The organism is Clostridium tertium (genome assembly GCF_017873245.1).
GTDB classification, from domain to species: Bacteria; Bacillota; Clostridia; order Clostridiales; family Clostridiaceae; genus Clostridium; species Clostridium tertium.
On sequence record NZ_JAGGJY010000007.1, the window covers coordinates 60308 to 83860 of the forward strand.

General features: G+C 27.6%; 27 protein-coding genes and 1 tRNA gene. 9 read left to right on the forward strand and 19 right to left on the reverse strand.

Going from position 1 to position 23553, the window contains the following annotated elements:
• Positions 1-145: 145 nt before the first annotated feature.
• Together J2Z25_RS09310 and J2Z25_RS09315 are read right to left on the reverse strand one after the other, a co-directional pair.
• On the reverse strand, positions 146-664 hold the full coding sequence (locus tag J2Z25_RS09310; protein WP_209740061.1) for a deoxynucleotide monophosphate kinase family protein: 519 nt from the start codon (positions 662-664) through the stop codon (positions 146-148).
• A 216-nt stretch (positions 665-880) separates the two neighbouring features.
• On the reverse strand, positions 881-1555 hold the full coding sequence (locus J2Z25_RS09315; RefSeq protein WP_008679239.1) for an HD domain-containing protein: 675 nt from the start codon (positions 1553-1555) through the stop codon (positions 881-883).
• 98 nt (positions 1556-1653) lie between these two features.
• Here J2Z25_RS09315 and J2Z25_RS09320 point away from each other — a divergent pair.
• A tRNA-Cys gene (locus J2Z25_RS09320) sits at positions 1654-1728 on the forward strand.
• 36 nt (positions 1729-1764) lie between these two features.
• Here J2Z25_RS09320 and hslO read toward each other — a convergent pair.
• The 3 genes from hslO to J2Z25_RS09335 all read right to left on the reverse strand — a co-directional run bounded on the left by hslO (position 1765) and on the right by J2Z25_RS09335 (position 3860).
• On the reverse strand, positions 1765-2646 hold the full coding sequence (gene hslO / locus J2Z25_RS09325) for an Hsp33 family molecular chaperone HslO (RefSeq protein WP_209740063.1): 882 nt from the start codon (positions 2644-2646) through the stop codon (positions 1765-1767).
• A gap of 13 nt (positions 2647-2659) precedes the next feature.
• Entirely contained in the window at positions 2660-3394 is a 735-nt protein-coding gene (locus tag J2Z25_RS09330) for a class I SAM-dependent DNA methyltransferase (RefSeq protein WP_209740065.1), read from the reverse strand.
• 214 nt (positions 3395-3608) lie between these two features.
• Positions 3609-3860, reverse strand: coding sequence for an alpha/beta-type small acid-soluble spore protein (locus J2Z25_RS09335; RefSeq protein ID WP_008679245.1), 252 nt, complete (start codon positions 3858-3860; stop codon positions 3609-3611).
• 375 nt (positions 3861-4235) lie between these two features.
• On the opposite strand from J2Z25_RS09335, the gene J2Z25_RS09340 reads away from it, so the two are divergent.
• The 4 genes from J2Z25_RS09340 to J2Z25_RS09355 all read left to right on the forward strand — a co-directional run bounded on the left by J2Z25_RS09340 (position 4236) and on the right by J2Z25_RS09355 (position 7194).
• Positions 4236-5228, forward strand: coding sequence for an aspartate-semialdehyde dehydrogenase (locus J2Z25_RS09340; RefSeq protein WP_209740075.1), 993 nt, complete (start codon positions 4236-4238; stop codon positions 5226-5228).
• On the forward strand, positions 5228-6106 hold the full coding sequence (gene dapA, locus J2Z25_RS09345) for a 4-hydroxy-tetrahydrodipicolinate synthase (RefSeq protein ID WP_209740077.1): 879 nt from the start codon (positions 5228-5230) through the stop codon (positions 6104-6106). Before J2Z25_RS09340 ends, dapA begins: the two co-directional genes overlap by 1 nt.
• A 10-nt stretch (positions 6107-6116) precedes the next feature.
• Entirely contained in the window at positions 6117-6872 is a 756-nt protein-coding gene (dapB, locus tag J2Z25_RS09350; protein ID WP_209740079.1) for a 4-hydroxy-tetrahydrodipicolinate reductase, read from the forward strand.
• Positions 6873-7029: 157 nt separating this feature from the next.
• The gene (locus tag J2Z25_RS09355) at positions 7030-7194 is read left to right on the forward strand and encodes a hypothetical protein (protein WP_008679252.1); all 165 of its coding nucleotides are present in this window, start codon (positions 7030-7032) and stop codon (positions 7192-7194) included.
• A gap of 36 nt (positions 7195-7230) precedes the next feature.
• Here J2Z25_RS09355 and J2Z25_RS09360 read toward each other — a convergent pair whose 3' ends face one another.
• The 7 genes from J2Z25_RS09360 to J2Z25_RS09390 all read right to left on the reverse strand — a co-directional run bounded on the left by J2Z25_RS09360 (position 7231) and on the right by J2Z25_RS09390 (position 15102).
• Positions 7231-8877 (reverse strand): peptide ABC transporter substrate-binding protein, encoded by a 1647-nt coding sequence (locus J2Z25_RS09360; protein WP_008679254.1) that lies wholly within the window; start codon positions 8875-8877, stop codon positions 7231-7233.
• 56 nt (positions 8878-8933) lie between these two features.
• Positions 8934-9917, reverse strand: coding sequence for an ABC transporter ATP-binding protein (locus J2Z25_RS09365; RefSeq protein ID WP_035285297.1), 984 nt, complete (start codon positions 9915-9917; stop codon positions 8934-8936).
• Positions 9917-10924 carry an ABC transporter ATP-binding protein gene (locus J2Z25_RS09370; protein ID WP_099346228.1) on the reverse strand — a complete coding sequence of 336 codons (1008 nt, stop codon included), beginning with the start codon at positions 10922-10924 and terminating at the stop codon, positions 9917-9919. Before J2Z25_RS09370 ends, J2Z25_RS09365 begins: the two co-directional genes overlap by 1 nt.
• 12 nt (positions 10925-10936) lie before the next feature.
• Positions 10937-11896, reverse strand: a complete 960-nt coding sequence (locus J2Z25_RS09375) for an ABC transporter permease (protein WP_008679256.1) — start codon at positions 11894-11896, stop codon at positions 10937-10939.
• A gap of 14 nt (positions 11897-11910) precedes the next feature.
• Positions 11911-12828 carry an ABC transporter permease gene (locus J2Z25_RS09380; RefSeq protein WP_008679257.1) on the reverse strand — a complete coding sequence of 306 codons (918 nt, stop codon included), beginning with the start codon at positions 12826-12828 and terminating at the stop codon, positions 11911-11913.
• 472 nt (positions 12829-13300) lie between these two features.
• Positions 13301-14437: a pyridoxal phosphate-dependent aminotransferase gene (locus tag J2Z25_RS09385; RefSeq protein ID WP_209740081.1), complete on the reverse strand. Its 1137-nt coding sequence runs from the start codon at positions 14435-14437 to the stop codon at positions 13301-13303.
• A gap of 128 nt (positions 14438-14565) precedes the next feature.
• Positions 14566-15102, reverse strand: a complete 537-nt coding sequence (locus tag J2Z25_RS09390) for a cob(I)yrinic acid a,c-diamide adenosyltransferase (protein ID WP_008679259.1) — start codon at positions 15100-15102, stop codon at positions 14566-14568.
• Positions 15103-15255: 153 nt separating this feature from the next.
• On the opposite strand from J2Z25_RS09390, the gene dapD reads away from it, so the two are divergent.
• Positions 15256-15969, forward strand: coding sequence for a 2,3,4,5-tetrahydropyridine-2,6-dicarboxylate N-acetyltransferase (gene dapD, locus J2Z25_RS09395; RefSeq protein ID WP_209740083.1), 714 nt, complete (start codon positions 15256-15258; stop codon positions 15967-15969).
• A gap of 50 nt (positions 15970-16019) precedes the next feature.
• Here dapD and J2Z25_RS09400 read toward each other — a convergent pair whose 3' ends face one another.
• Together J2Z25_RS09400 and J2Z25_RS09405 are read right to left on the reverse strand one after the other, a co-directional pair.
• Positions 16020-16685, reverse strand: a complete 666-nt coding sequence (locus J2Z25_RS09400) for a single-stranded DNA-binding protein (RefSeq protein WP_209740086.1) — start codon at positions 16683-16685, stop codon at positions 16020-16022.
• 111 nt (positions 16686-16796) lie between these two features.
• Positions 16797-17555 (reverse strand): polysaccharide deacetylase family protein, encoded by a 759-nt coding sequence (locus J2Z25_RS09405; RefSeq protein WP_008679263.1) that lies wholly within the window; start codon positions 17553-17555, stop codon positions 16797-16799.
• Positions 17556-17677: 122 nt separating this feature from the next.
• Between J2Z25_RS09405 and J2Z25_RS09410 the strand changes: the two genes are divergently transcribed.
• A complete protein-coding gene (locus J2Z25_RS09410) occupies positions 17678-18211 on the forward strand; it encodes a DUF4364 family protein (RefSeq protein WP_008679265.1) in 534 nt (177 codons plus the stop codon).
• Here the strand turns inward: J2Z25_RS09410 and J2Z25_RS09415 are convergent.
• The gene (locus tag J2Z25_RS09415) at positions 18208-19104 is read right to left on the reverse strand and encodes a YncE family protein (RefSeq protein WP_209740088.1); all 897 of its coding nucleotides are present in this window, start codon (positions 19102-19104) and stop codon (positions 18208-18210) included. The two genes, J2Z25_RS09410 and J2Z25_RS09415, sit on opposite strands and share 4 nt — an antisense overlap.
• A 206-nt stretch (positions 19105-19310) precedes the next feature.
• On the opposite strand from J2Z25_RS09415, the gene J2Z25_RS09420 reads away from it, so the two are divergent.
• On the forward strand, positions 19311-19559 hold the full coding sequence (locus tag J2Z25_RS09420) for a TIGR03905 family TSCPD domain-containing protein (protein ID WP_008679269.1): 249 nt from the start codon (positions 19311-19313) through the stop codon (positions 19557-19559).
• Between the two features lie 16 nt (positions 19560-19575).
• On the opposite strand, the gene J2Z25_RS09425 is transcribed toward J2Z25_RS09420, so the two are convergent.
• Positions 19576-20190: a peptidoglycan recognition protein family protein gene (locus J2Z25_RS09425; protein ID WP_209740089.1), complete on the reverse strand. Its 615-nt coding sequence runs from the start codon at positions 20188-20190 to the stop codon at positions 19576-19578.
• A 123-nt stretch (positions 20191-20313) separates the two neighbouring features.
• Complete coding sequence (locus J2Z25_RS09430; protein ID WP_141396849.1) at positions 20314-20688, reverse strand: hypothetical protein; 375 nt, start codon at positions 20686-20688, stop codon at positions 20314-20316.
• Positions 20689-21181: 493 nt separating this feature from the next.
• Here J2Z25_RS09430 and J2Z25_RS09435 point away from each other — a divergent pair, with 493 nt between their 5' ends.
• Complete coding sequence (locus J2Z25_RS09435; RefSeq protein WP_209740092.1) at positions 21182-21805, forward strand: biliverdin-producing heme oxygenase; 624 nt, start codon at positions 21182-21184, stop codon at positions 21803-21805.
• Between the two features lie 25 nt (positions 21806-21830).
• Here J2Z25_RS09435 and J2Z25_RS09440 read toward each other — a convergent pair whose 3' ends face one another.
• Positions 21831-22262, reverse strand: coding sequence for an RrF2 family transcriptional regulator (locus J2Z25_RS09440; RefSeq protein WP_008679274.1), 432 nt, complete (start codon positions 22260-22262; stop codon positions 21831-21833).
• A gap of 263 nt (positions 22263-22525) precedes the next feature.
• A complete protein-coding gene (cysK, locus tag J2Z25_RS09445) occupies positions 22526-23452 on the reverse strand; it encodes a cysteine synthase A (protein ID WP_209740094.1) in 927 nt (308 codons plus the stop codon).
• Positions 23453-23553 lie beyond the last annotated feature (101 nt).

Below are 23553 nucleotides of genomic sequence, written 5' to 3' on the forward strand. Positions count from 1 at the left end.
TTATTATAAAATTTTTTAACATGTGAATAAATAAGATAAGAAAGTTATAAAAAGTAGATATGCTTTTTACCTTTTATAGCTATATAATTTTTAATATTATATAGCTATAAAGTAATCTAAGAAATTATATAGTTGAATTAAAAATTTAATGCAGTATATCTTTTATGATTAAATCTATTGAATCAATTTCTTTATCTGTATAAGAATAAAGCTTATAATCATATGCATAATTATTAAGAGCTGTTTCAGTATTATGGTTACTTTGTTCTTTAGTTAAAATACTATTATAATCTAATCTAGTAATATGTATCGATATAGTTTTTCCTATTGATTTCAAACATTCTATTTCTTTTGGAAACCTTGCATCAGGTATAATTGCTACATCAAAATCATCTTTTACTAAACTGAGTATTTTTACTAGTTCATTTATTAAAAACATTTCATCAATTTCTCTCATTCGATCTCCTAATTTTTGAAGTAAATCCCTTCCTTTTGCATCCTTTAAGCCGTTCCATTTGTATACTTGTGTTGCAACCATTTTCAAATAATCGGCATAATGAATTATAAATACTCTTTTTCCTTCTTTCTCAAGTATATTTTTCAATTTATTTGCAAGAGTATCTTTTCCATGTCCTGCCCCTCCAGATATTGATATGTACTTCATTATAAATATCCTCCTTAAAGTAATTTATTTATGTATATATTTATATAACATTATTTTTTAATAAACATACTATCATTATATATAACCTACAATAAGGTTGGACTTATTATTCCAACCTTATAGAAGTGATTAATTTAGCGATATTAGTATTATAAGTAAAAACTATTTATAGAAGATTATCTTATTTAAATTATACCTTACTTAAAATTCATTTTTTTAATTTAATATAATTTTTTCTATTTCTATAATATCTTCTCTTAACTTATAATACTTTTTATTATTTTCTTTTTCTAATATATCTAATATAGTAATAACTTCATTTATATTATTCCTATTTTCATGCATTTGTTGATTTCCTCTACCTAATTTATCACAAATGAAAAGTAATATTATATCATCAAAATTTTTACTACTCAATAATTTATTAATATTTGAAAAAGGTAAATTTTTTAATATATAAATATGATGCATATGAAATCTTACAATTTCACTTACATTTTCTACAAATCTAATATCTTCATATCTTTCTAGAAGCTCATATACCATTTTTGCTCCTTCTATATCATGCTCATAAGATCTGTATCTTCCTTTAATAAATTTAGTTGTAGGTATCTTACCAATATCATGCAATAATGCAGACCACATAAATTTTTTACTGTCATTAGAAAAATCTTTTATCCTAGCTGCCACATCTATTACCATTTTAGTATGATTCCAGACATTTCCTTCTGGATGGAACTTCTTTTCTTGAGGTATATCTTTAAGCTTTGAAACTATACTAAAGTCACTATTTTTAAATTCTTCATTTTTCATTAGTTTATCTATTTCTATAGATGGTTTCTCATTTTCAAGCAATATTTTATTTATTTTATTAAATATTTCTACTTGCATACTTTCACCTCCTAGTTTATTATTTGTATTAATTAATCTTTTTATTTTAATTTAGTATCAAAATAAATGTTATAACATAAAATATAATTATAAAGTTTGGCGCTATAGCCAAGTGGTAAGGCAGAGGTCTGCAAAACCTTTATTCCCCAGTTCAAATCTGGGTGGCGCCTCCAAACAAAAAAGCTTAGATTAATCTAAGCTTTAATTTTTTATTTTCTTGCTTTATCTAATATTTCACCAATTTCTTTATTTGAAAAATTATATGCAGTATTACAGAAATTACATTTAATTTCTTCTTCTTTACCATCATCATATATTTCTTGAAGTTCTTTTTCTCCTATAGATATTAAAGCTGCTTCAACTCTTTCTCTTGAGCAATTACAAGTATATTCTGGTGTAGCATCTTCTAAAATTTTCAGATCCATTCCTTCAAATATATACTCTAATACCTTATCTATACTTCCATGTTCTTGTAACATTTGAGTTATTGAAGGAACTTCTTCCAATCTATATGTTATTAAATCTGATAATAAATCATCAGCATTTGGCATCATTTGAATTATAAATCCGCCTGCAACCTTTATTGAATAATCTCTATCTACTAAAACTCCTAAAGCTACTGCAGATGGTGTTTGTTCTGATACTGTAAAGTAATATGCTAAATCTTCACCAATTTCTCCTGTATATATAGGAACTTGACCTACATAAGGATCTCTCATTCCTAAATCTTTAATAACTGTAAATTCACCATTTACACCTACGTATCCACCTACATCTAATTTCCCTTTTGCGTTTAAAGTAAGATTTCCGTATGGATTTCCGATAAATCCTTTAACCTTTCCGCCTTCATATGCTGTTACAGTAATTCCTTTCGCTTCCCCGCCACCATTTATTCTTAAAGTCATTACTTCCTTTTCTGATTTTAATGTAGTACCCATTAAAGCTCCTGCAGTAAGCATTCTACCAAGTGCTGCTGCTGCAACTGGTGTACATTCATGTATTTTACTTCCTGTATTAACTAAATCAGTAGTTTCTCCAGCAATAATTCTTACCATTCCATCTTTTGCTGTTGCTCTTATAATTTTATCCATTTATATTCCTCCATCACTTTTTAACTACGTACATTATTCTTTCTGTTTGATTTTCTACTTTTCTATTTGAATATCCATCAAATTTACCTATTACTTTTAAATCCAATTCTTTAAGTTTATTTTCTATAAAGCTCTCTTTGTATGCTCTTTCTAAATGCTCTTCTTCAAATCTTTCATACAATTCACCTTTTTTAACAAAGAATGTTAAATACATACTTAAAAGATCATCTTCAAAATTATTTTCCCAAGTATAAAATACATCCTCTTCACTATATGTATATATATTATTACCTAATATCTCTGAAAGCTTATAATATGAGTTTATATCAAATATGAAAATACCATCATCATTTAAATGCTCTTTAACTCTTGTTAAGTAATCAACAAATTTAGATTCTTCTATTATATAATTAGATGAATCTAAAACTGATGTTATTAAATCAAATTTCCTATTTAGACTAAGCTCACTCATATCTTGACAAATTAACTTACATTTAATTTTTTCTTTCTTTAATTTATCAAAAGCTTCTCTAAGCATATCATCTGATAAATCTACAGCAAAAGATTCTTTGAAATTTTTAGCTAACTTCACTGTAACATTCCCAGTCCCGCATGCTATATCTAAATAATTATTAAAGTTTATATTTTCACCATTGCAAATTTCAATAATTCTTGAGCACATTTCTTCATAATTTATATCTTCATTTATTAGCTCATCATATATTTTAGCAAACTCTCCATATGTCAAAAAATTTCCCTCCCCCTTTTTAATAGAGTTTTCTAAAACTATATTAAATGTAAAATTTCCTTTAGTCAATCTATAGAAAAAAATAAAATTTTTAAATGATTTCAATGTACGTTTTTATATACAATTTGAATGTAGTTTTATTTTATATTTTCAAGTAAAATTAGCCTTTAAGATTATATTCATAATAATTTTATATAATTAATCAAAAATAGTTTTATTTTCTTCCTAGAATTTCTTCATTTGTTGGTATCTTTAACATTCTCTTTCTTTTTGTCATTATACCACCTATACGCCCTGTTTCTTCTGCTGTTAATCCTCCCCATCCATATTGATCTACTTTATCCTTTAAACCTAGTTCATCAGCTATTTCATACTTTATTTTTTCTCTTAAAATTTCAGCTTCAGATAATTCCTTATTTGATTTAATTTTTGATTTTATTATTTTTTTTAATGGTGTTTTACTCATTTTAATACCCCCTATAAATATGATATTTATATTTTTTCCAAAAGTTTTTCTAATATACTATCAAAATTAATTATTCACTATATACTTCAAAATTTTATATATTATAATAAAGTATTGAATTTATTCAAATATTTAACTATAGTATTAGTAAGTATATTTTATATAAGTTACTATATTGATTAGTATTAAGCTAACCTATAAATGACAATTTGCATCTTAATAACTTATGTAAAAATTAAATAATATATATGATTTCAAATTTTCTATTTTACTTAAAAAGCAAGTATATTAACCATTTAATATACTACTAATTTGAATTAAGTAGATTACTATTGAAACATATATATTTACATTAATGAAAAGGGGGACAAACTTATGTACAATGTTGCTATAGTTGGGGCTACTGGTAACGTAGGTAGAAAGTTTTTAGAAATTTTAGAGGAAAGGAATTTCCCGATAAAAACTCTATATCTTTTTGCTTCAAAAAGATCAGCAGGCTCTAAACTAAAATTTAAAGAAAATGAGATATTAGTTGAAGAAACCTTAGAGAAAAACATCAAAAATAAGAAAATAGATTTTGCCTTATTTTCAGCAGGTGGAGATATAAGCTTAAAATTTTCACCAATTTTTGCATCTTATGGCGCTATTGTAATTGATAATTCCAGTACATTTAGAATGGATAAAAATGTTCCTTTAGTAGTTCCTGAAGTTAATCCTGAAGATATAACTTGGCACAATGGTATTATAGCAAATCCCAATTGCTCTACTATACAAGCTATGATACCATTAAAGGTTCTATTAGAGAATTATGGTATTAAGAGAATTGTATATTCTACATACCAAGCAGTTTCAGGTGCTGGTATGCAAGGTATAGCTGATTTAGAAGACGGAATTAAAGGACTTGCACCTAAAAAATTTCCTTATCCAATAGCAGGAAATTGCCTACCTCATATAGATGTTTTCCTAGACAATGGATATACAAAGGAAGAGATAAAAATGATTGAGGAAACAAAAAAAATACTTCATAATAGTAATTTAAAAATTACAGCAACTGCAGTAAGAGTACCAGTTCTTAATAGTCATAGTGAAAGTATAAATGTTGAACTTGAAAAGCCTTATGAGTTAAATGATATAATTAATTTATTTATAAATGCTAAAGGCCTTACTGTTTATGATAATATAAACGAGCTCGAATATCCTACTGCTTTAATGGCATCTGGAAAAGATGATGTTTTTGTTGGTCGCATAAGAAGAGATTTTAGTACAGATAATGGATTAAATCTATGGGTAGTTGCTGACAATATTAGAAAAGGAGCTGCTTTAAATGCAGTTCAAATAGCTGAACTATTAATAAGGAGTGATATGTAATGTCAATTTTTAAAGGCTCTGCTGTTGCAATAGTTACACCTTTTAATGATTCCGGTGTAAACTATGGAAAACTTAAAGAATTAATAGAATGGCATATAGATGAAGGAACAGATGCTATTGTAATTTGTGGTACAACCGGTGAAGCTAGTACAATGACTAATGAAGAGCGAAAAAACGCTATAAAATTTACCGTTGATGTAGTAAACAAAAGAATACCTGTAATTGCTGGAACAGGCACTAATGACACTAAAGCATCTATTGAAATGAGTGAATATGCCCAAAGTGTAGGCGTAGACGCTCTTTTAGTTATAACACCTTATTATAATAAAACAAACAACAAAGGTCTTTTCAAGCATTTTGAATCAATAAATAATGCAGTAGATACTCCTATAATATTATATAATGTTCCTAGTAGAACTGGAGTAAATATAACACCTATTCAACTTTTAGAATTATCTAAGCTTAAAAATATAGTTGCTATAAAAGAAGCTAGCGGAAATATAAGCCAAGTAGCTAAAATAAAGGCTTTATGTAAAGATAATATAGATATTTACTCTGGAAATGATGACCAAGTAGTTCCTATTATGGCCCTTGGAGGTTTGGGAGTTATTTCTGTCTTAGCTAATATAATGCCTAAAGCGGTTCATGATATGGCTACAACATTTTTATCTGGCAATACTAAAAAAGCTCTACAAATTCAATTAGACACTTTAGATATAGCTAATAAATTGTTTATAGAAACTAATCCAATCCCTATAAAAACAGCACTAAACTTAATGGGAAAAGATGTTGGTGCATTTAGATTGCCATTATGTGATATGGATGATAAAAATCTTGAAATACTGAAATATTCTTTAAAAGAATATAATTTAATTTAAGGAGTTTACTATGATAAAAGTTTTATTAAATGGTTGTTGTGGAAAAATGGGCAAAGTAATTATAGAAGCAGCGAAAAACTTTCCTAATATAGAGATAGTAGCAGGAATTGATAAATATCCAAATGATCAATCTAATTTTAAGATATATACTAATTCTGATGATGTTGATATAAATTATGATGTTTTATTGGACTTTTCTAGACCTGAGGCACTTACTGATATTTTAAAATTATCAGCAAAGAATAATAAACCTGCTATATTATGTTCTACTGGATATACTGATGAAGAATTGCTACTTATTTCAGAAAAAAGTAAAGTTATACCTTTATTTAGGTCAGCTAACATGTCATTGGGTGTAAACTTATTAAATTCATTGCTAAAGAAAATAGTTCCTACCCTTTATGAAAATTATGATATTGAAATAATCGAAAAACATCATAATCAAAAAGTAGACTCACCAAGCGGAACTGCTCTTTTACTTGCAGATACAATAAAGGATTCTATTCCAAATGAATCAAATTATATCTATGGAAGAAGTGGAAAAAGAAAAAGAGAAAAAAATGAAATTGGAATTCATGCAATTAGAGGCGGATCAATAGTTGGAGATCATGATATTATATTTGCAGGTTCTGGAGAAATAATCGAATTATCTCATAAGGCAATATCAAGAGAAGTTTTTGCAGTTGGTGCATTGAAAGCATGTGAATTTATGAGTGATGTTATAGAACCTAAATTATATAATATGGACGATGTATTAGGAATTTAAATATATAAAGAAATTAGAATTTTAAATATTATTTAATATAAAAAGAGATGAGAACTTTAAATACTTCTCATCTCTTTTTCTTTAAGAATCTTTTTCCAGTTTAAAAATCTATTATAGTGTAAAACTATAATATCACTAATTATAAGGAGGTAATATTATGGCTAAAGATAGTCAACCCGATAATAAAAAAGCTAGAATGGAAAAATGCAATTATCAAACTCCTTTAACTGAAGAAGGACATAATCATAATCCTAATGCAAAACATAAATCTATAAAAAGAGAAGGTTTTTCAAGTCAGCATTTTAATAGAGCCGGTAATTAAAAAAGAAGAGTCATATGACTCTTCTTTTTATTAAAATTATTCTTCACCTTCGATATATGCTTTATCAAAGAATACATGTCCTAAAGCTGAAACTCTAACACCCTTAACTTCTGGCTTAGCGCCTTTTACTTTAGTATAGTAGTATAATGGGATGATAGGCATATCTTCCATAATCATGTCTTCTGCTTGTCTCATTAATTCCCATCTCTTAGTTTGATCAGCTTCTTTCTTAGCTGCTGCAACTATCTTATCATATTCTGGATTTGAATATCCAGCATCGTTATTTCCTCCGCCAGTTACCCATAAATCTAAGAATGTCATTGGATCAACATAATCTCCTGACCAACCATGTCTAGCAATTTGATATTGCCCTTGTTGTCTTGAGTTTAAGAATACTTTCCATTCTTGGTTAGCTAATTCAACTTTTACACCAATCTTAGCCCAGTCTTGTTGAACTGCTTGAGCTATTAAACTGTGGTCTCCTTCGGTGTTATACATAAATTCTAATGTTGGAAGACCTTCTCCATTTGGATATCCTGCTTCAGCTAATAATTTTTTAGCTTCTTCTATATTTGCTACATTTGCATCATAGTATTCTTTATTTGCAAATTCTTCACCCTTGTCATTTAAAATTCCTTTAGGAACAAAGCTATATGCTGGAATTTGTCCTGACTTGGTAACATTTTCAACTATACCTTTTCTATCAATAGCAAGACTTAATGCTTTTCTAACTTTTGGATTGCTTAATGCTTTTTTAACATCTGCTGATAATGTATCTTGTTTACCAACATTTAATACTAACATATATGTTGCAAGGTTTGGATAAATTGTAACTAAACCTTCTTTTTTTCCACCTTCAATTTCTGCTGGTGGAACTGTATCAACCATATCGAAATCTCCAGATTTTAATGAAGCATATGCAGTATTTTGATCAGTAACTAACTTAAATACTACTCCTGGAAGCTTAACTTCATCCTTATTCCAGTAATTTTCATTTTTTTCAAATATTAATTGATCTTTCATATCCCATTGAGTTAATTTGAAAGGTCCATTTGAAACATAAGTTTCTGGTTCAGTTGCCCATCCTTCTGGATTAGCAGAAACTATATCTTCTCTTAATGGGAAATATGTTGTAAATGCAGTAAGTTCAGCAAAGTAAGCTGTAGGTGCTTCTAAAGTAACTTTTAATGTATGATCATCTACAACTTCAATACCTAATTCTTCTCTAGTAGCTTTTCCTTCATAGAAGTTTTCAGCATTTTTAATATAGAATAATTGGTATGCATATTCAGATGCTGTTTCCTTAGTTAAAGCTCTGATCCATGAATATTCAAAGTCTTTTGCTGTAACTGGCTCACCATCAGTCCATTTAGCATCTTTTCTCAAAGTAAATGTATATACTAATTGATCATCAGATATATCCATTTTTTCTGCTACACCTGGTACAGCTTTTTCATTTTCATCAAGCCTCATTAATCCTTCAAAAGCATTTTCAATAATTGATCCTGCTCCTGAAGAAGTATTTAATGTAGGATCGATTGTTTCTGGATCTTCTCCTAAGTTATAAATTAATTTTCTTCCACTATCAGCTGAATCACTATTTCCACAACCTGCGAAAACAGACATTCCAAGCGTAAGTGTTAGTGCAACTGCGCAAATTTTTCTAAGCTTATTGCTCTTCATTGTTAGTCCCCCTTAATATATGAAATTTATACTAATTGCTTGTATGCAATAGATATCTAATCATTGAATAAATGACACGCTACAAAGTGACCTGGTTCAACTTCCTTAAGTTCCGGATCAACTTCTCCGCAAATTGCTTTGGCATATTTGCATCTACCTTTAAATCTACATCCTGGTGGTGGATCTATTGGTGATGGAATATCTCCTTCTAAAACAATTCTTTTATTTGATTTAGCTTCCTTAGGATCTGGAATTGGAACTGCAGAAAGTAATGCTTGTGTATATGGATGTTTAGGTTTTAAATAAACATCATCAGCAGGTCCCTTTTCAACCATTTTTCCTAAATACATAACTCCTATGTGAGTTGAAATATGCTTAACCATAGATAAGTCATGAGCTATAAATAAATAAGTCAACCCAAATTCTTCTTGAAGCTCTTCTAACATATTGATAACTTGAGCTTGAATTGAAACATCAAGTGCTGATATAGGCTCATCACACACTATAAAATCTGGTTGTACTGCAAGTGCTCTTGCAATACCTATTCTTTGTCTTTGCCCACCTGAAAATTCATGAGCATATCTGTTTATATGGCTTCCATTTAAGCCAACCCTATCTAAAAGGTATCTTATTCTCTTAGTTCTTTCTTCACCTTTATATAATCCATGGATATCTATAGCTTCACCTATAATATCCCCTACAGTCATTCTTGGATTTAATGAAGCATATGGGTCTTGGAATATCATTTGCATATTCTTTCTTAAAGAAACCATTTTCTTTTCACTAAAATTAGTTATATCTTCACCATTAAAAATTATTTGTCCAGAAGTTGGCTCGTATAGCTTTAATATAGTTCTTCCAGTTGTAGTTTTACCACAACCTGATTCACCAACTAATCCTAATGTTTCTCCTCTTTTTATACTAAAAGAAACATTATCAACAGCCTTTACAAAGCTTTTCTTAGCAAACATTCCTTTATTTACAGGGAAGTATTTACAAAGGTTTTTAACCTCTAAAATAACATCATTTTTCTTTTCCATTATTCTTCCCTCCTTACTGGTGATTCAACCTTTGGTGCATTTTCATGACATAACCAGCAAGCTGCTCTATGTCCTTCTGATATTTCAAATAACGGTGGTTGCTTTTCTATACAAACTTTCATTGTATATTTACATCTTGCCGCAAATGGACATCCTACTGGTGGTTTTAAAAGATCTGGTGGTTGCCCTTCAATTGGAGTTAACTTTTCTTTAATCTCACTTTTTGGATTAGGAACACTATTTAATAATCCCCATGTATATGGATGCTTTCCATTATAGAATATATCTTCATCCGATCCTTCTTCTACTACTAATCCACCATACATAACATTTATTCTTGTACAAAGGTCAGCTACTACTCCTAAATCGTGTGTAATTAATATAATTGAACTATTAACCTTTTCTTTTAAACCCTTCATTAAATCTAAAATTTGTGCTTGAATTGTTACATCTAAAGCAGTTGTTGGTTCATCTGCTATTATAAGTTTAGGTTCACAAATAAGACTCATAGCTATCATAACTCTTTGTCTCATACCACCTGAAAATTCATGTGGATATTGTTTAAGTCTCTTTTCAGGACTTGGAATTCCTACCATATCAAGCATTTTTATTGCTAAATCGTTTGCTTCTTTTTTTGAAACTTTTTTATGTTTTATTAAATGCTCAGTTAATTGTTGTCCCACTGTAAATAAAGGATTTAATGAAGTCATAGGATCTTGGAAGATCATTGCCATTTCATTTCCTCTTATTTTTTGCATTTCTTTCTCAGTAGGATTTGTTATATCCTGACCATCAAACATAATGTTATCTGATTCTATAACTGCATTATCAGCTAACAATCTCATTAAAGACATCATAGTTACTGATTTTCCGCAACCAGATTCTCCAACAATTCCCAGTGCTTCCCCTTTATCTAAGTATAAGGATACTCCTCTTACTGCTTGTACATCACCTATATGTGTTCTAAAGGAGGTCTTTAAATTTTTAACTTCTAATAATCTACTCATCTGTAATTCCTCCTATCTCTTATTCTTTGGATCTAAAGCTTCTGTTAATCCGTCACCAAATAAGTTAAATGCTAAAATAATTATACAAATAGCTCCTGCTGGGAATAATAATTGATATGCAGCAGTGCTTAATAATCCACTAGCATCATTTGCTAAAGTACCTAAAGATGCAAGTGGTGCATTTATACCTAAACCTATAAAGCTTAAGAATGCTTCTGTAAAGATTGCTTGTGGTACGAATAAAGTTAATGTTACTAATATAGATCCTAAACAGTTAGGAATTAAGTGTCTAAATAAAATTCTTGTTTTTGAAGCTCCAAGAGCTTTTGCTGCAAGAACGAATTCTTGTTGTTTTAATGAAAGGATATCTCCTCTTACTATTCTTGCCATACCAACCCAATAAGAAATTGCCATTGCTAATATAATAGTAGTTAATCCTGTTGATCCTTCCTTTTTAAATGTAGCCATTAAAATTATTACATATATTTGTGTAGGAATAGAATATAATACATCTACTATTCTCATCATTATATTATCTACTTTACCGCCGAAGAAACCTGCTATTCCTCCATATAATACACCTATAACTAAGTTTATAGCTGCCGCAGAAATAGCAATTATAAGAGAGTATCTAGATCCATACATAACTCTTACAAATAAATCTCTACCAAGGTTATCTGTACCAAACCAGTGCTGTGCACTTGGTCTTAAATCTGTTCCACTTAAATTTGTATCATAATAAGTATATCCCATTACTTTTTCCATTATTACTGGCCCTAAGAATGCAAATAATACCACTACTACTATCATAATTAATGAAAATAATGCTACTTTATTATTTTTTAATCTTCTCCAGGCATCTGCCCAATATCCAACGCTTGGTCTTACTATTTGTTCAAAATTCTTTTCCTCTTCACTTAAAGGAGTAAATAATTCTTTGTCTATGTCTAAATTCATTTTTAAATCTTCCATGTCTTTACCCCCTCTTATGCCTCTAACTTAATTCTTGGATCTATTAATACATATACTATATCTACTAATAAGTTACATATAACTATTAGCGTACAATAGAATGCTGTAACCCCTAATAATGATGTATAATCTCTATTAGTTATAGATAATGTAAACTCATTTCCAAGACCTGGTATTGCAAATATCTTTTCAACTACAAATGATCCTGTTAATACACTTGCTACTAATGGTCCTAAATATGTAACAACAGGTATTAATGAATTTCTTAATGCATGTTTAAATATAATTGTTTTTCCACTTAACCCTTTAGCCTTTGCAGTCCTTATATAATCTGACTTTAATACTTCTATTAATTTACTTCTTGTTAATCTTGTTATAAATGCCATTGAACTTCCTGAAAGAGCTAAAACTGGCATGATATAATTGCTTGGCTTACCTAATCCCGTAGCCGGTAATAATTTCAACTTAACTGTAAATATATAAATTAAAAATGTTCCCATTACAAAGCTTGGTATTGTTATTCCTAAGGTAGCTAGTACCATACAAACTCTATCCGGCCACTTGTCCGCTTTTAAAGCAGCTATTATTCCAAGTAAAACTCCAGCTACAACTGAGAATATTATTGATGCCGTACCAACTTTTGCTGAGTTTGGAAAACTCTTTTTTATTGTTGTTAAAACTTCTCTTCCTTTATACTTCATTGATTTACCAAAGTCACCTTTTAAAAGATTCTTCATATAAATCGTATATTGTTCTCCAACAGGTTTGTCCAACCCATATTTTTCGTTTAGTTGGGCTTTCATATCCGGTGTTATTTTTTCTCCATCAAATGGACCACCCGGCATCATTCTTACTAGAAAGAATACTATAGTTACAACTGCCCAAACAGTAACTATACTAGTTAAAAGCCTCTTTCCTATATACTTTACCATTTGTTTTCAACCCCCATTCATGATTCTACGCACATTCCATTTTGTAGATATTAATAATTATATTATATTATTGAAATTTGTCAATTAACATTTTAATTTTACATCGAGTATTTTAATAATATATCAAAAAAGTTAAAGTTTTTTTCAAAATCCGCAAAAGAATATTTCTGTTATTGGTAAACGCTTACATTTGCATTTTTTCTTGTTTTATGCAAGTATAATTATTAATCCTTCATTTTTCTAATTATTATTAATCTATAATTTTTTTAACATAATATATTTCTTCAATCTTTTCATTTTGCGGACATTTATTAAAATATGTTCGTTTACCATGAACAAGATTTTATGCATTTTATTGAAATATTATATAATAAAATAAGAATATTTATTCAAAATCAAAAGCTGATTAATATAACATTTATAATTATATTAATCAGCTTTTACTAATTTTTATTTTATTAGAATTCTTTCTTTAATATAAAGTATTAATATACTTCTCCAAAGAGTTTAATGCAATTTCTAATTCTTCAATAGAATAGCAATATGATATTCTAACGTATCCTTCTCCACCACTCCCAAAAGCACTTCCAGGAACGCATGCAACTTTTTCTTCTTTTAATAGATTTTCACAAAATTCTTCTGAACTAATATTAAATTGCTTTATAGATGGAAATATATAAAAAGCTCCACTAGGCGAGAAACATTCCAATCCCATAGCAGTCAATCTATTCTCCACATAGATTTTTCTATTTATAAATTCCTCTTTCATTTTTTCTACATTATACAAACCATACTTTAATCCTTCTAAAACACCATACTGCCCAATTGAATTAGTACAAGATACATTATATTGATGAACTTTTGCTATTTCTTTTAAATATTTCTCAGCTGCGGCAATAAATCCTATCCTAATACCAGTTATAGAGAACATTTTTGAAAATCCTCCTATATAAATGATATTTTCTTTTATTTCATTACACATTGCCACACTATAATAATTATCATAGCAAAAAGCTTCATATATCTCATCAGTAACAACAATTAGGTTATATCTTCTTATTAAATCTATTAACTTATTATATTCATTTTTCTTAAGAACTGCTCCTGTAGGATTACATGGATATGATAATACCATATATTTTATATCTTCTTTTTTTAATAACTCATTTAACTCGTTAAAATTTATAGAAAAATCATTATTTAAATTATAACTAATAACTTCTCCGCCTAAAATATTCACTATATTTTCATAAGCTGGATAACTTGGATTAGGAATAAGTACTTTATCATTTTTATTTATTAATGAAGAAATAGATGAGTATAAGGCTTCGCTTCCACCAACTGTAATACATATTTCTTCCATTGAATAATTAATGCTCCTTCTATTTAAATAAGTAGAAATTTCTTTTCTTAATTCTAAAAGTCCAAAATTATCGGTATAAACCGTTTTATCTTCTTCAATAGCTTTTATCATACCATACTTTATTTCCTTTGGTGTTTTAAAATCTGGCTCACCTAAAGTTAATGAAATCGCCCCATCTACTTTTTTTACTTTATTGAAGAATCTTCTTATGCCTGATATTTTAACATTATTTAAATTCTCGTTCATTCTAATACCTCATTTTATAATTAATTATTGATAGTTCATAATTGTTATATTTTGCGTAGCAAAATATCCTAAGCTTTTCACTCTTTCGCTCCTAACTTTTCAATAATAAATTACTTCGCAATTTATAACTAATATTCAATTCCTTTTCTTGCTTCAACACCTTCTTCAAAATAATGTTTAATACACTTCATTTCTGTAACTAAATTACTCTTTTTTAAAATTTCTTCTGGTATATCTCTTCCTGTAAGTATCAGCTCCATAGTTTCAGGTTTATTATCAATAATATATATGACCTCTTCTACTGTTAAAAACTTATTATATAAAACTCCCATTATTTCATCTATTATTAAAATATCACATTTATTTTCTTTTATTGTATTCAAAATAAATTTATAACCTTCTCTAATCTCAAGCTTCAACTCTTCCTTTTCAGCTTCATTTAAATTCCATACAAAGTCTCTTTGTTTTTCAAATCTAAATAATTTAAAGTTATCACCAAGTTCGTCAATTGTTTTTAGCTCCCCAGTTGGACCTCCTTTTAAGAATTGAATCATATATACCTTTAACCCATTTCCATAAGCTCTCATACCTTGTCCTATGGCTGCAGTAGTTTTCCCTTTACCATTTCCTGTATAAACCTGAACTAGTCCTTTATTTAATTTCATACTATCAACTCCTTTTCATAAATTGTACATTATGTACAACTCTATTGTAAACTAAATATATTTTAACATATTTTTACTTCTTTCCTATTGATATACATTGAATATATTGATATAATTTCTTCATTCTAACCTTATAGTATAGGAGGGTATAATATGAACTATAATGAGTTAACAGATCCTTATGAAATTGCAAAATTCATAAAGGATACACAAAAAACAACGCCAGTGAAGGCATATATTAATGGAGATTTAAGTAATGCTGATTTAAAAGATCTAGAATGGTATGGTACCAATAACTTTTATATACTTTTTGGTGAAGCTAATATAGTTAATGAGTTTATAAAAGAAAATAATCACCTTATAAATCATTATAGATTTGAAAATGATAGACGAAACTCAGCTATTCCTATGCTAAACCTTTTAGATATAGATGCAAGAATAGAACCTGGTGCAATAATAAGAGATAGGGTGAAAATTGACAAAAATGCTGTTATTATGATGGGTGCTGTAATTAACATAGGCGCTGAAATAGGCGAATGCACTATGGTAGATATGAATGCAGTAGTTGGCGCTAGAGGAAAGCTAGGTAAAAGAGTACATTTAGGAGCTGGTGCCGTAGTTGCTGGAGTTTTAGAACCTCCAAGTAAATCCCCTTGTCAAATTGGAGATGATGTTTTAATAGGTGCTAATTCTGTTATATTAGAAGGAGTAAAAATAGGTAATGGTTCTGTTATTGCAGCTGGATCCGTAGTAGTTAAAGATGTTCCTTCTGGTGTTGTTGTTGCTGGTAGCCCCGCTAAAATAATTAAAATAGTTGATGATCAAACAAAAGATAAAACAAAACTTTTAGATGATCTTAGAAAATAGCTGCTACATAATAAAAGGTGAAAAGCAAAGCTTTTCACCTTTATTTTATATTACATAACTTCTTGTTCATTACCTTCATGATCTGATTCTAAATGATCATTTTGAACCTTTTCCATTTTTGATACTGATACTTCATAAGCAATTTTTTTAATTACATCAGTATCACTAACTTTCTTTTGGTATTCTCTACTTTGTAACCTTCCCCAAACTCTAATGTTGTCTCCAACTTCTAGAGTTTGACAGAATCTTGAATTTCTTCCCCAAGCAATTGTAGGAATATAGTCTGATTTATTATATGCTCTATTTACAGCTAATAATACATCAGCGATTTCTCTTCCAAACGGAGTTGTTCTATAAACAGGTTCCTTACATATATATCCATCTAAGAAAATTTCATTTGGATTCTTACTTCTTTCAATACAAGGTTCTATATTTCTAGCAAATACAGTTAAAATAAGTTTATTTGATCCATCAACAAACTTATTATATGATCTTAATTGTCCATCTACTATTATTTCCTTATCAATTGATAAATCCATATTAGCTATTAATCTTTCTGATACTGTTATGTTTAAAACATCAACTGAATCACTAAGTCTCATAACCTCCATTGAAAATGTATAAAACCCTTCCCCATACATTTCATGGCTAAATTCTAGTTCTGATATTACTTTTCCCTCTAAATAAATCTTGTTATTTAACATCAAGTTGTCCATCTCTAACCCCTCTCTCCCTTAGTAATAATTTTAGTTAGTTATACTTTTTAACCCCACTGGATATATTTCCATTATAATACATTATATCATCATTTTTCAATATTTTTTAATTTATTTTTTTATTTGCTCACCTTTATCATCAATATAGTAATTATCTTCATATATCATTTGACCAACTTGAGCAAAGCTATATCCATCTTCACTTAGTTTTTTTATTATTCTATCTAGATTTCCTGGTGTGTACTTTGCATTATTATGAAAAAGTAAAATAGATCCTGAAGTTACTCTCTTCATAACTCTATTATACTCTTCATCCGCACTAGCTTGCTTCCAGTCAACTGAGTCTACATCCCATTGAATACATTTATATCCTTGACTACTTACAAAGTCCAAAGATTTTTTACTATAATCGCCACTTGGAAATCTAAATAAATTAGGCTTAACTCCTACAGTTTCCTCTATTATTTTATCTGTTTTATCTAGTTCTTCTTTCATCCTCGTTTCATTTATCTTTGTAAACATAGGATGAATATAACTATGGTTTCCTATTTCATGCCCCCCTTCCTTTATCTTCACAAGCTTTTCTCTATTTTCTTCACTATAATTTACCCAACCTCCCATTATAAAAAAGGTTGCCTTTACATTGTATTTATCTAGTACCTCTAATATGTTATAAATTTCATCTTTTTCAGCCCAATTTATGTCAAAAGTTAATGATATAACCTTTTCATCCTTATTAACTCTATAAATGGGCTTATCATTAGAAGCTTCTAAAGAAACCTCCCTAAAATCCTCTTTAAATAAAATAGACAAAACCATTGTACATAATAATAATAATAAACTTATTACTACTCTATATCTCCTTTTCACAAAAAACTCCTTAAATTGCTATCACTTATTTATATTCTGAAAAATAATATTAATGACTATAATAACAACTTAGTAAAATTTATGATATAATTAATTTATACTTTCTAAAATGGAGGTTTAATATGTACGAAAACTCAGCAGAATTAGCAGAAAACAAATTACTAGTTTTATATGTAATGGAATCTTTAAAGTCTCCCATTACTAATACTCAACTTACTGAAATTATATTAGAAAATAACTTTATAAATTATTTCACTCTTCAACAATATATTAGTGAACTTGTTTCATCAGAATTTTTAAGATATGACATGGTAAATGATAAAAATTTAATTTATATAACTGAAAAAGGATCAAATGTTCTTTCTTTCTTTTCTGATAGAATTTCAACTATGAAAAAGAAGATAATCGATGACTATCTTCTTTCCATGATTGACTCTATAAAAAAGGAGTTAACTATTCATAGTGATTATACATTAGGTAAAGATAATGCTTTTATAGTAGATTTACAAGCATTAGAAAATGAAAATCTTTTAATTTCTTTAAAGGTATCTGTTCCTTCTAAAAAACAAGCATTATCATTATGCAATAGATGGAAAAGCAACCCTTCTGATATTTATACTAAAATCATGAACTCTTTATTTAGTGATGACGACTAATACAAAGTCATAGCATTAGGTTCCTTACCTACTGTTATGACTTTTATTTTATTTTCATTTAAGTTTATACATATAACTCTTCCATTTAAATAATCAGATACAAAAGCTATTTTACCAAATTTAATTATTGATTTAGGCATACCACCTAAGCTCATTTTTCTACATTTATTATAGTTGCTTTTATCTATTATAGTAAGAGTTCCGTCCCCAAAATTACAAATATAAATAATTTCTTCATCTTCTAAAATATCTACAGGTGATTTCCCTACCTTTATTCTATTTAAAGATTCAAATGTCTTTATATTAAATACCTCAATATATCCTTCTTTATCATCACCCATACAGCTTTCACATACATATAATAACTTCTTATCATTAGAAACTTTAAGCTTTGTTGGATATTCTAATGTGCTTAACTCCTTTATAACCTTATTTGTAGTCACATCTATAATAGATACATTATTACTTTGAAAATTTGAAACAAATAATAAATTAAGACTTTTACATATTTCTATATTATGAGGCCAACTATTAACAGCTATATCTAGTGCTATCTTTTTTTCTTTTATATCATAAATGACAACTGAATTAGATTCTGAACATGCAATATATAAATAATTTTTGTCAATAGCCAAGTCATTTGGATGAGCTCCTACGTAAATACTATTTTCCTCTTTAAATGTATTCATATTTATTAAAGATATTGAATTACTATAACTATTGGCAGTATAAGCTATATTATCATTTAAGCAAATGCTACTAGGCCCTAAAGGCTTGTCTATCTTTCTTAAAAACATTTCTTCAGTTACTAATTCTTCTTTACTAAAATCCTCGTCTATAGATACTTTACTTATAGAATCACTACCTGTATTGCATACAATTAAAGAGTTCATATAGCACCTTCCTTTCTAGAAATTAAATATAGATTAATATATTTTACAATAATTCCCATAAATACTATGTACATTTACAATATATGATTTATTTAGTTAAGCGTGACAACTTTTTATCTTTTATTTCAAATTTCCACATTTTCTCTTCATTTCTACTTGATATAGATATATAATACTACTTGTACAATATTTAGGAGGGATATACAATGTTTGTTTATAAGACTAATGGGGTTTGTTCTACAGAAATACATTTAGATGTAGAAAATAATATTATTAAAAATGTTGAATTTGTTAGAGGATGTGCTGGTAACCTTATGGGTATATCAGTTTTAGTAAAAGGCATGAAAATTGATGAAGCCATTGATAAATTAAAAGGAATTGATTGTAAAGGCAAAGGTACATCTTGTCCTGATCAATTATCTAAAGCATTAGAAGAATATAAAAAATCTGCATAATAAGAAGGAGTGTAAATCACTCCTTCTTATTATAATTTTCAATCAAAGTTATTACTTTGTCTCTAATATCTTCAATCGGAAAATTTTCACCTGGACAAAGAGTTTTATAAACATCTCTATGTCCTATTATTTTATAAATATCATATTTTAATGATGTATATAATGATAGTTTATATAAGCTTTCTAATTGTTCTTCTGTTGGATACTCATCTTCAAAATTTCCTTCTAAACAAATTCCAATTGAACTGTTATTTTCTCCTTTTGTATGTGCACCTTCGGCATTTTCTGGTCTTCCAGAATATATACTGCCATCTTTTCTTATATAATAATGATATCCAATTCCTTTCCATCCTTTAGATTTATGATATTCATTTATTTCTTCAGGACTCCATTCACCTCTTGCAGAATGATGATATATTATCTTATTGGGATTATTAGTTAATTCTAGTCTTTCTTTCCATTTATAATCTCTACATATAATATTTAAATCTTTTTCTAATAATTTTATATCATCATAACTAATATTTATATTATAAAAAGTTCTATAGCTTATCTTAAAATAGCTTCTTAAATTTTCTTTAAATAATACTAATATAACTAAAGCACTAATCGGAATAATTATTAATAACAAAATCTTATTTAATTTCAAATTTATTACCTTTTTATAATCATATATTATTTTTCATTATTATATTATTATAAAAAAAAGGTAAATATTCTAAAACTAGAATATTCACCTTAACTTTATACATTTCTACAAAATAAAACTTATTAGTAAAGATATTGATCCTACAATTACTAAAGATATAGTTGTAATATCAATATTTATATTAACTTTACATGAATCAATTATTCTTCTTCTATCGATTTCGTTTGTTTCTAAGCTTATATTAGCTAGCCACTGTGGATTAATTTGACCAAAATCTTGAAGAGATAAGCTCATAGGATTTCCTCCTACCGCAGAAAATATACCCATCATTAATATTATTATGCCTTCAACAAAAATCACATCTCTAAAATTATACCCTTGAAAACTAGAAATAATTTCTCCTAAACTAAAAGTAACCATCAAGCTAATAATACAAATAGTTATAAATTTTGATAAAGTTTTTGAATTCTTTTTAATCATAAGGATCATCATCCACCCTTCTTTGAAATCAATTACATTATAGCATTTTAGCCATTTTTTACAATATACTATTAAACTCCTAGGCTTTATTTAAATTATTAATATTATAAAATTTCACAATTATCTTTAAAGAAATTAACATTTATTACATATATAATTTTTTATAATTTAATATATTTATAAATGTATTATCATATAAATATATTTATATAATTTAAAATTTTTTTCTATAACAATTAAATAAATTTTTAATTAGAAATACTACTTTTTAAAATTTTTCACAATATATATGAACACGGTTCATATATTGACTATTATGAACTATGTTCAAGATATAAAATGCTAATTTCATAATTTCGTTTTTCAAGAAAAAATCTAAAGGATTATAAGGATATAAAGAGTTTGATATTTTAACCAATAAAAATTATTATTAATATAAAGAATCAATTAATAATAATTTTTATTTAATTGTTATTTTAAAGGAGTGACTATAATGAATAATTTAATGATGGAAATTAGAGACAGAAGTAATGTATTACACAAAGCAACCGAAAATACCGGTTTCACAAAAAGACTTCTTGATAAAAATGCTACTATTGAAAGTTATGCCGAATATATCTACAACTTATATTACGTATATCAAGCTATTGAAAATAATCTAGAGAATTTAAAGAATATAGAAACTATTGCTCCATTTGCAACACCAGAATTATATAGATCTGACTTTATTAAAGAAGATTTAAAAAATATTATATCAACTACATCATTTAAACCTCTATCCTCTACTATAGCATATGTAGATAAAATTAATCACGCTTGTGCAAAAAATCCTAAATTAATAATTGCTCATGCATATACAAGATTTTTAGCAGATTTATTTGGTGGTAGAATATTTTATAGTTTACTAAAAGATTATTATAATATAAATAATGATAGTTTAAATTATTACTCTTATAAGGATCTTAGAGATATGAAAGCTTATGTTATGAATTATCACAATATGCTAAATACCCTTGCTCTTACTGTCGAGGAAAAAGAAGATTTTATCATTGAAATTTGTAATTCATATATTTATAATATGGCAATTTCAAATGAGCTAGATTCTAAATGCTTTTAAAAAGAAGTGGCTTTGCCACTTCTTTTTAAATATAGTATATAATTGTATCTTTTGATTTCTTATACTCATTTACTAAATCTTCTAATGTTATAGCAGAAAAATATTTACTTATTAAACAATTTATATCTTTCCATAAATTTTTATTTATAAAATTTTCTAATTCATTTTCTTCTTCTTCATTTATATCTATAAATATATTTTCACCTTCTAAAACTTTTAAAATTTCACTAATTGTTAATTCACTTGGATTTTTTCCCAATATATATCCACCTTGAGCTCCTTTTCGACCAACTATAATCCCACCTTTTCTTAATAAAGAAAATATTTGTTCTAAATATCTTTCTGAAATATTTTGTCTTTCAGATATTGTCTTTATACTTACATTTTCAGAATCTATATTTATAGCTAAATCAATTAATGCTCGTAAACCATATCTTCCTTTAGTTGAAATTTTCACATAATCACCTTTTTCTTTTTATTTTATATATTTCAATTAATATATATCCAAACAAAAATATAATATCAAATAAATAGTTATTAAATTTATTCAATTCAAATAGTACAATTGAAAGCATAGATTATAATTTCCTATTACTAAATAATATCTTTATCTAAATTCTATCCATTATTGCAGCTTTTAGTTAAGAACTTAATCTTTACTATAACTCATATATTTAATAATAAAAGCCACTACTATAAATAGCAATGACTTTATTATAATTATTTATATAAATCAGTTGATAAATATCTTTCTCCTGTATCAGGTAATAAAACAACAATATTTTTATTCTTATTTTCTTCTCTCTTTGCAAGCTCTGTAGCTGCTACTATAGCTGCTCCTGCTGAAATTCCAACTAACAGTCCTTCTGTCCTAGCAATATCTTTAGATGCTTTAAAGGCAGCTTCATTTTCTACTGCAATTACTTCATCTATTATTGAAATATTCAAGTTTTGTGGTATAAATCCTGCCCCTATTCCTTGTATTTTATGCGGTCCTGGCTTTCCCCCTGCAATAACTTGAGAATTTGTCGGCTCAACAGCTACTATCTTTACATTAGGATTTTTAGCTTTTAAAACTTCTCCTACTCCAGTAATCGTTCCACCTGTACCAACTCCGCCTACAAATATATCAACATTTCCCTCTGTATCTCTTAATATTTCTTCAGCAGTAGTTTTTCTATGAATTTCAGGATTAGATGGATTTTCAAACTGCTGTAGAATAACTGAATTTTCTATTGTGCCCTTAAGTTCATTTGCCTTCGCTATAGCTCCCTTCATTCCTTCTGATCCAGGAGTAAGAACTAATTCAGCCCCTAATGCCTTTAAAAGATTTCTTCTTTCTAAACTCATAGTTTCTGGCATAGTTAATATTAATCTATATCCCTTTGCAGCAGAAACAAATGCTAAAGCTATTCCTGTGTTTCCACTTGTTGGTTCTATAATTACTGAATTTTTATTTAAAATCCCTTTTTTTTCTGCATCAATTATCATTCCATATCCAATTCTATCTTTTACACTACCACCTGGATTGAAATATTCTAATTTACCTATAATAGTTGCTAAAGTGTTATTTTCCTTATTATAATTAGATAATTCTAGTAATGGCGTGTTCCCTATTAATTCAACTAAACTTTTTGCTATTTTCATTTTAACCTCTCCTTATATATCCCACTATTCCGATATGTTTATTTTATACTTATATAATACTCTATTTTCATTAATTTGTGAATATCTTTTTTAAATTATAA

Coding starts and splice junctions, on each gene's coding strand:
- hslO (WP_209740063.1), bottom strand. CDS start 2,646: ATGGATAAAATTATAAGAGCAACAGCAAAAGATGGAATGGTAAGAATT.
- J2Z25_RS09365 (WP_035285297.1), bottom strand. CDS start 9,917: ATGGAAAAGAAAAATGATGTTATTTTAGAGGTTAAAAACCTTTGTAAA.
- J2Z25_RS09360 (WP_008679254.1), bottom strand. CDS start 8,877: ATGAAGAGCAATAAGCTTAGAAAAATTTGCGCAGTTGCACTAACACTT.
- J2Z25_RS09435 (WP_209740092.1), top strand. CDS start 21,182: ATGAATAATTTAATGATGGAAATTAGAGACAGAAGTAATGTATTACAC.
- J2Z25_RS09410 (WP_008679265.1), top strand. CDS start 17,678: ATGTACGAAAACTCAGCAGAATTAGCAGAAAACAAATTACTAGTTTTA.
- J2Z25_RS09355 (WP_008679252.1), top strand. CDS start 7,030: ATGGCTAAAGATAGTCAACCCGATAATAAAAAAGCTAGAATGGAAAAA.
- cysK (WP_209740094.1), bottom strand. CDS start 23,452: ATGAAAATAGCAAAAAGTTTAGTTGAATTAATAGGGAACACGCCATTA.
- J2Z25_RS09380 (WP_008679257.1), bottom strand. CDS start 12,828: ATGGTAAAGTATATAGGAAAGAGGCTTTTAACTAGTATAGTTACTGTT.
- J2Z25_RS09375 (WP_008679256.1), bottom strand. CDS start 11,896: ATGGAAGATTTAAAAATGAATTTAGACATAGACAAAGAATTATTTACT.
- J2Z25_RS09430 (WP_141396849.1), bottom strand. CDS start 20,688: ATGATTAAAAAGAATTCAAAAACTTTATCAAAATTTATAACTATTTGT.
- J2Z25_RS09340 (WP_209740075.1), top strand. CDS start 4,236: ATGTACAATGTTGCTATAGTTGGGGCTACTGGTAACGTAGGTAGAAAG.
- J2Z25_RS09310 (WP_209740061.1), bottom strand. CDS start 664: ATGAAGTACATATCAATATCTGGAGGGGCAGGACATGGAAAAGATACT.
- J2Z25_RS09415 (WP_209740088.1), bottom strand. CDS start 19,104: ATGAACTCTTTAATTGTATGCAATACAGGTAGTGATTCTATAAGTAAA.
- J2Z25_RS09400 (WP_209740086.1), bottom strand. CDS start 16,685: ATGGACAACTTGATGTTAAATAACAAGATTTATTTAGAGGGAAAAGTA.
- dapB (WP_209740079.1), top strand. CDS start 6,117: ATGATAAAAGTTTTATTAAATGGTTGTTGTGGAAAAATGGGCAAAGTA.
- J2Z25_RS09335 (WP_008679245.1), bottom strand. CDS start 3,860: ATGAGTAAAACACCATTAAAAAAAATAATAAAATCAAAAATTAAATCA.
- J2Z25_RS09420 (WP_008679269.1), top strand. CDS start 19,311: ATGTTTGTTTATAAGACTAATGGGGTTTGTTCTACAGAAATACATTTA.
- J2Z25_RS09390 (WP_008679259.1), bottom strand. CDS start 15,102: ATGAAATTAAATAAAGGACTAGTTCAGGTTTATACAGGAAATGGTAAA.
- dapA (WP_209740077.1), top strand. CDS start 5,228: ATGTCAATTTTTAAAGGCTCTGCTGTTGCAATAGTTACACCTTTTAAT.
- J2Z25_RS09385 (WP_209740081.1), bottom strand. CDS start 14,437: ATGAACGAGAATTTAAATAATGTTAAAATATCAGGCATAAGAAGATTC.
- J2Z25_RS09315 (WP_008679239.1), bottom strand. CDS start 1,555: ATGCAAGTAGAAATATTTAATAAAATAAATAAAATATTGCTTGAAAAT.
- J2Z25_RS09370 (WP_099346228.1), bottom strand. CDS start 10,924: ATGAGTAGATTATTAGAAGTTAAAAATTTAAAGACCTCCTTTAGAACA.
- dapD (WP_209740083.1), top strand. CDS start 15,256: ATGAACTATAATGAGTTAACAGATCCTTATGAAATTGCAAAATTCATA.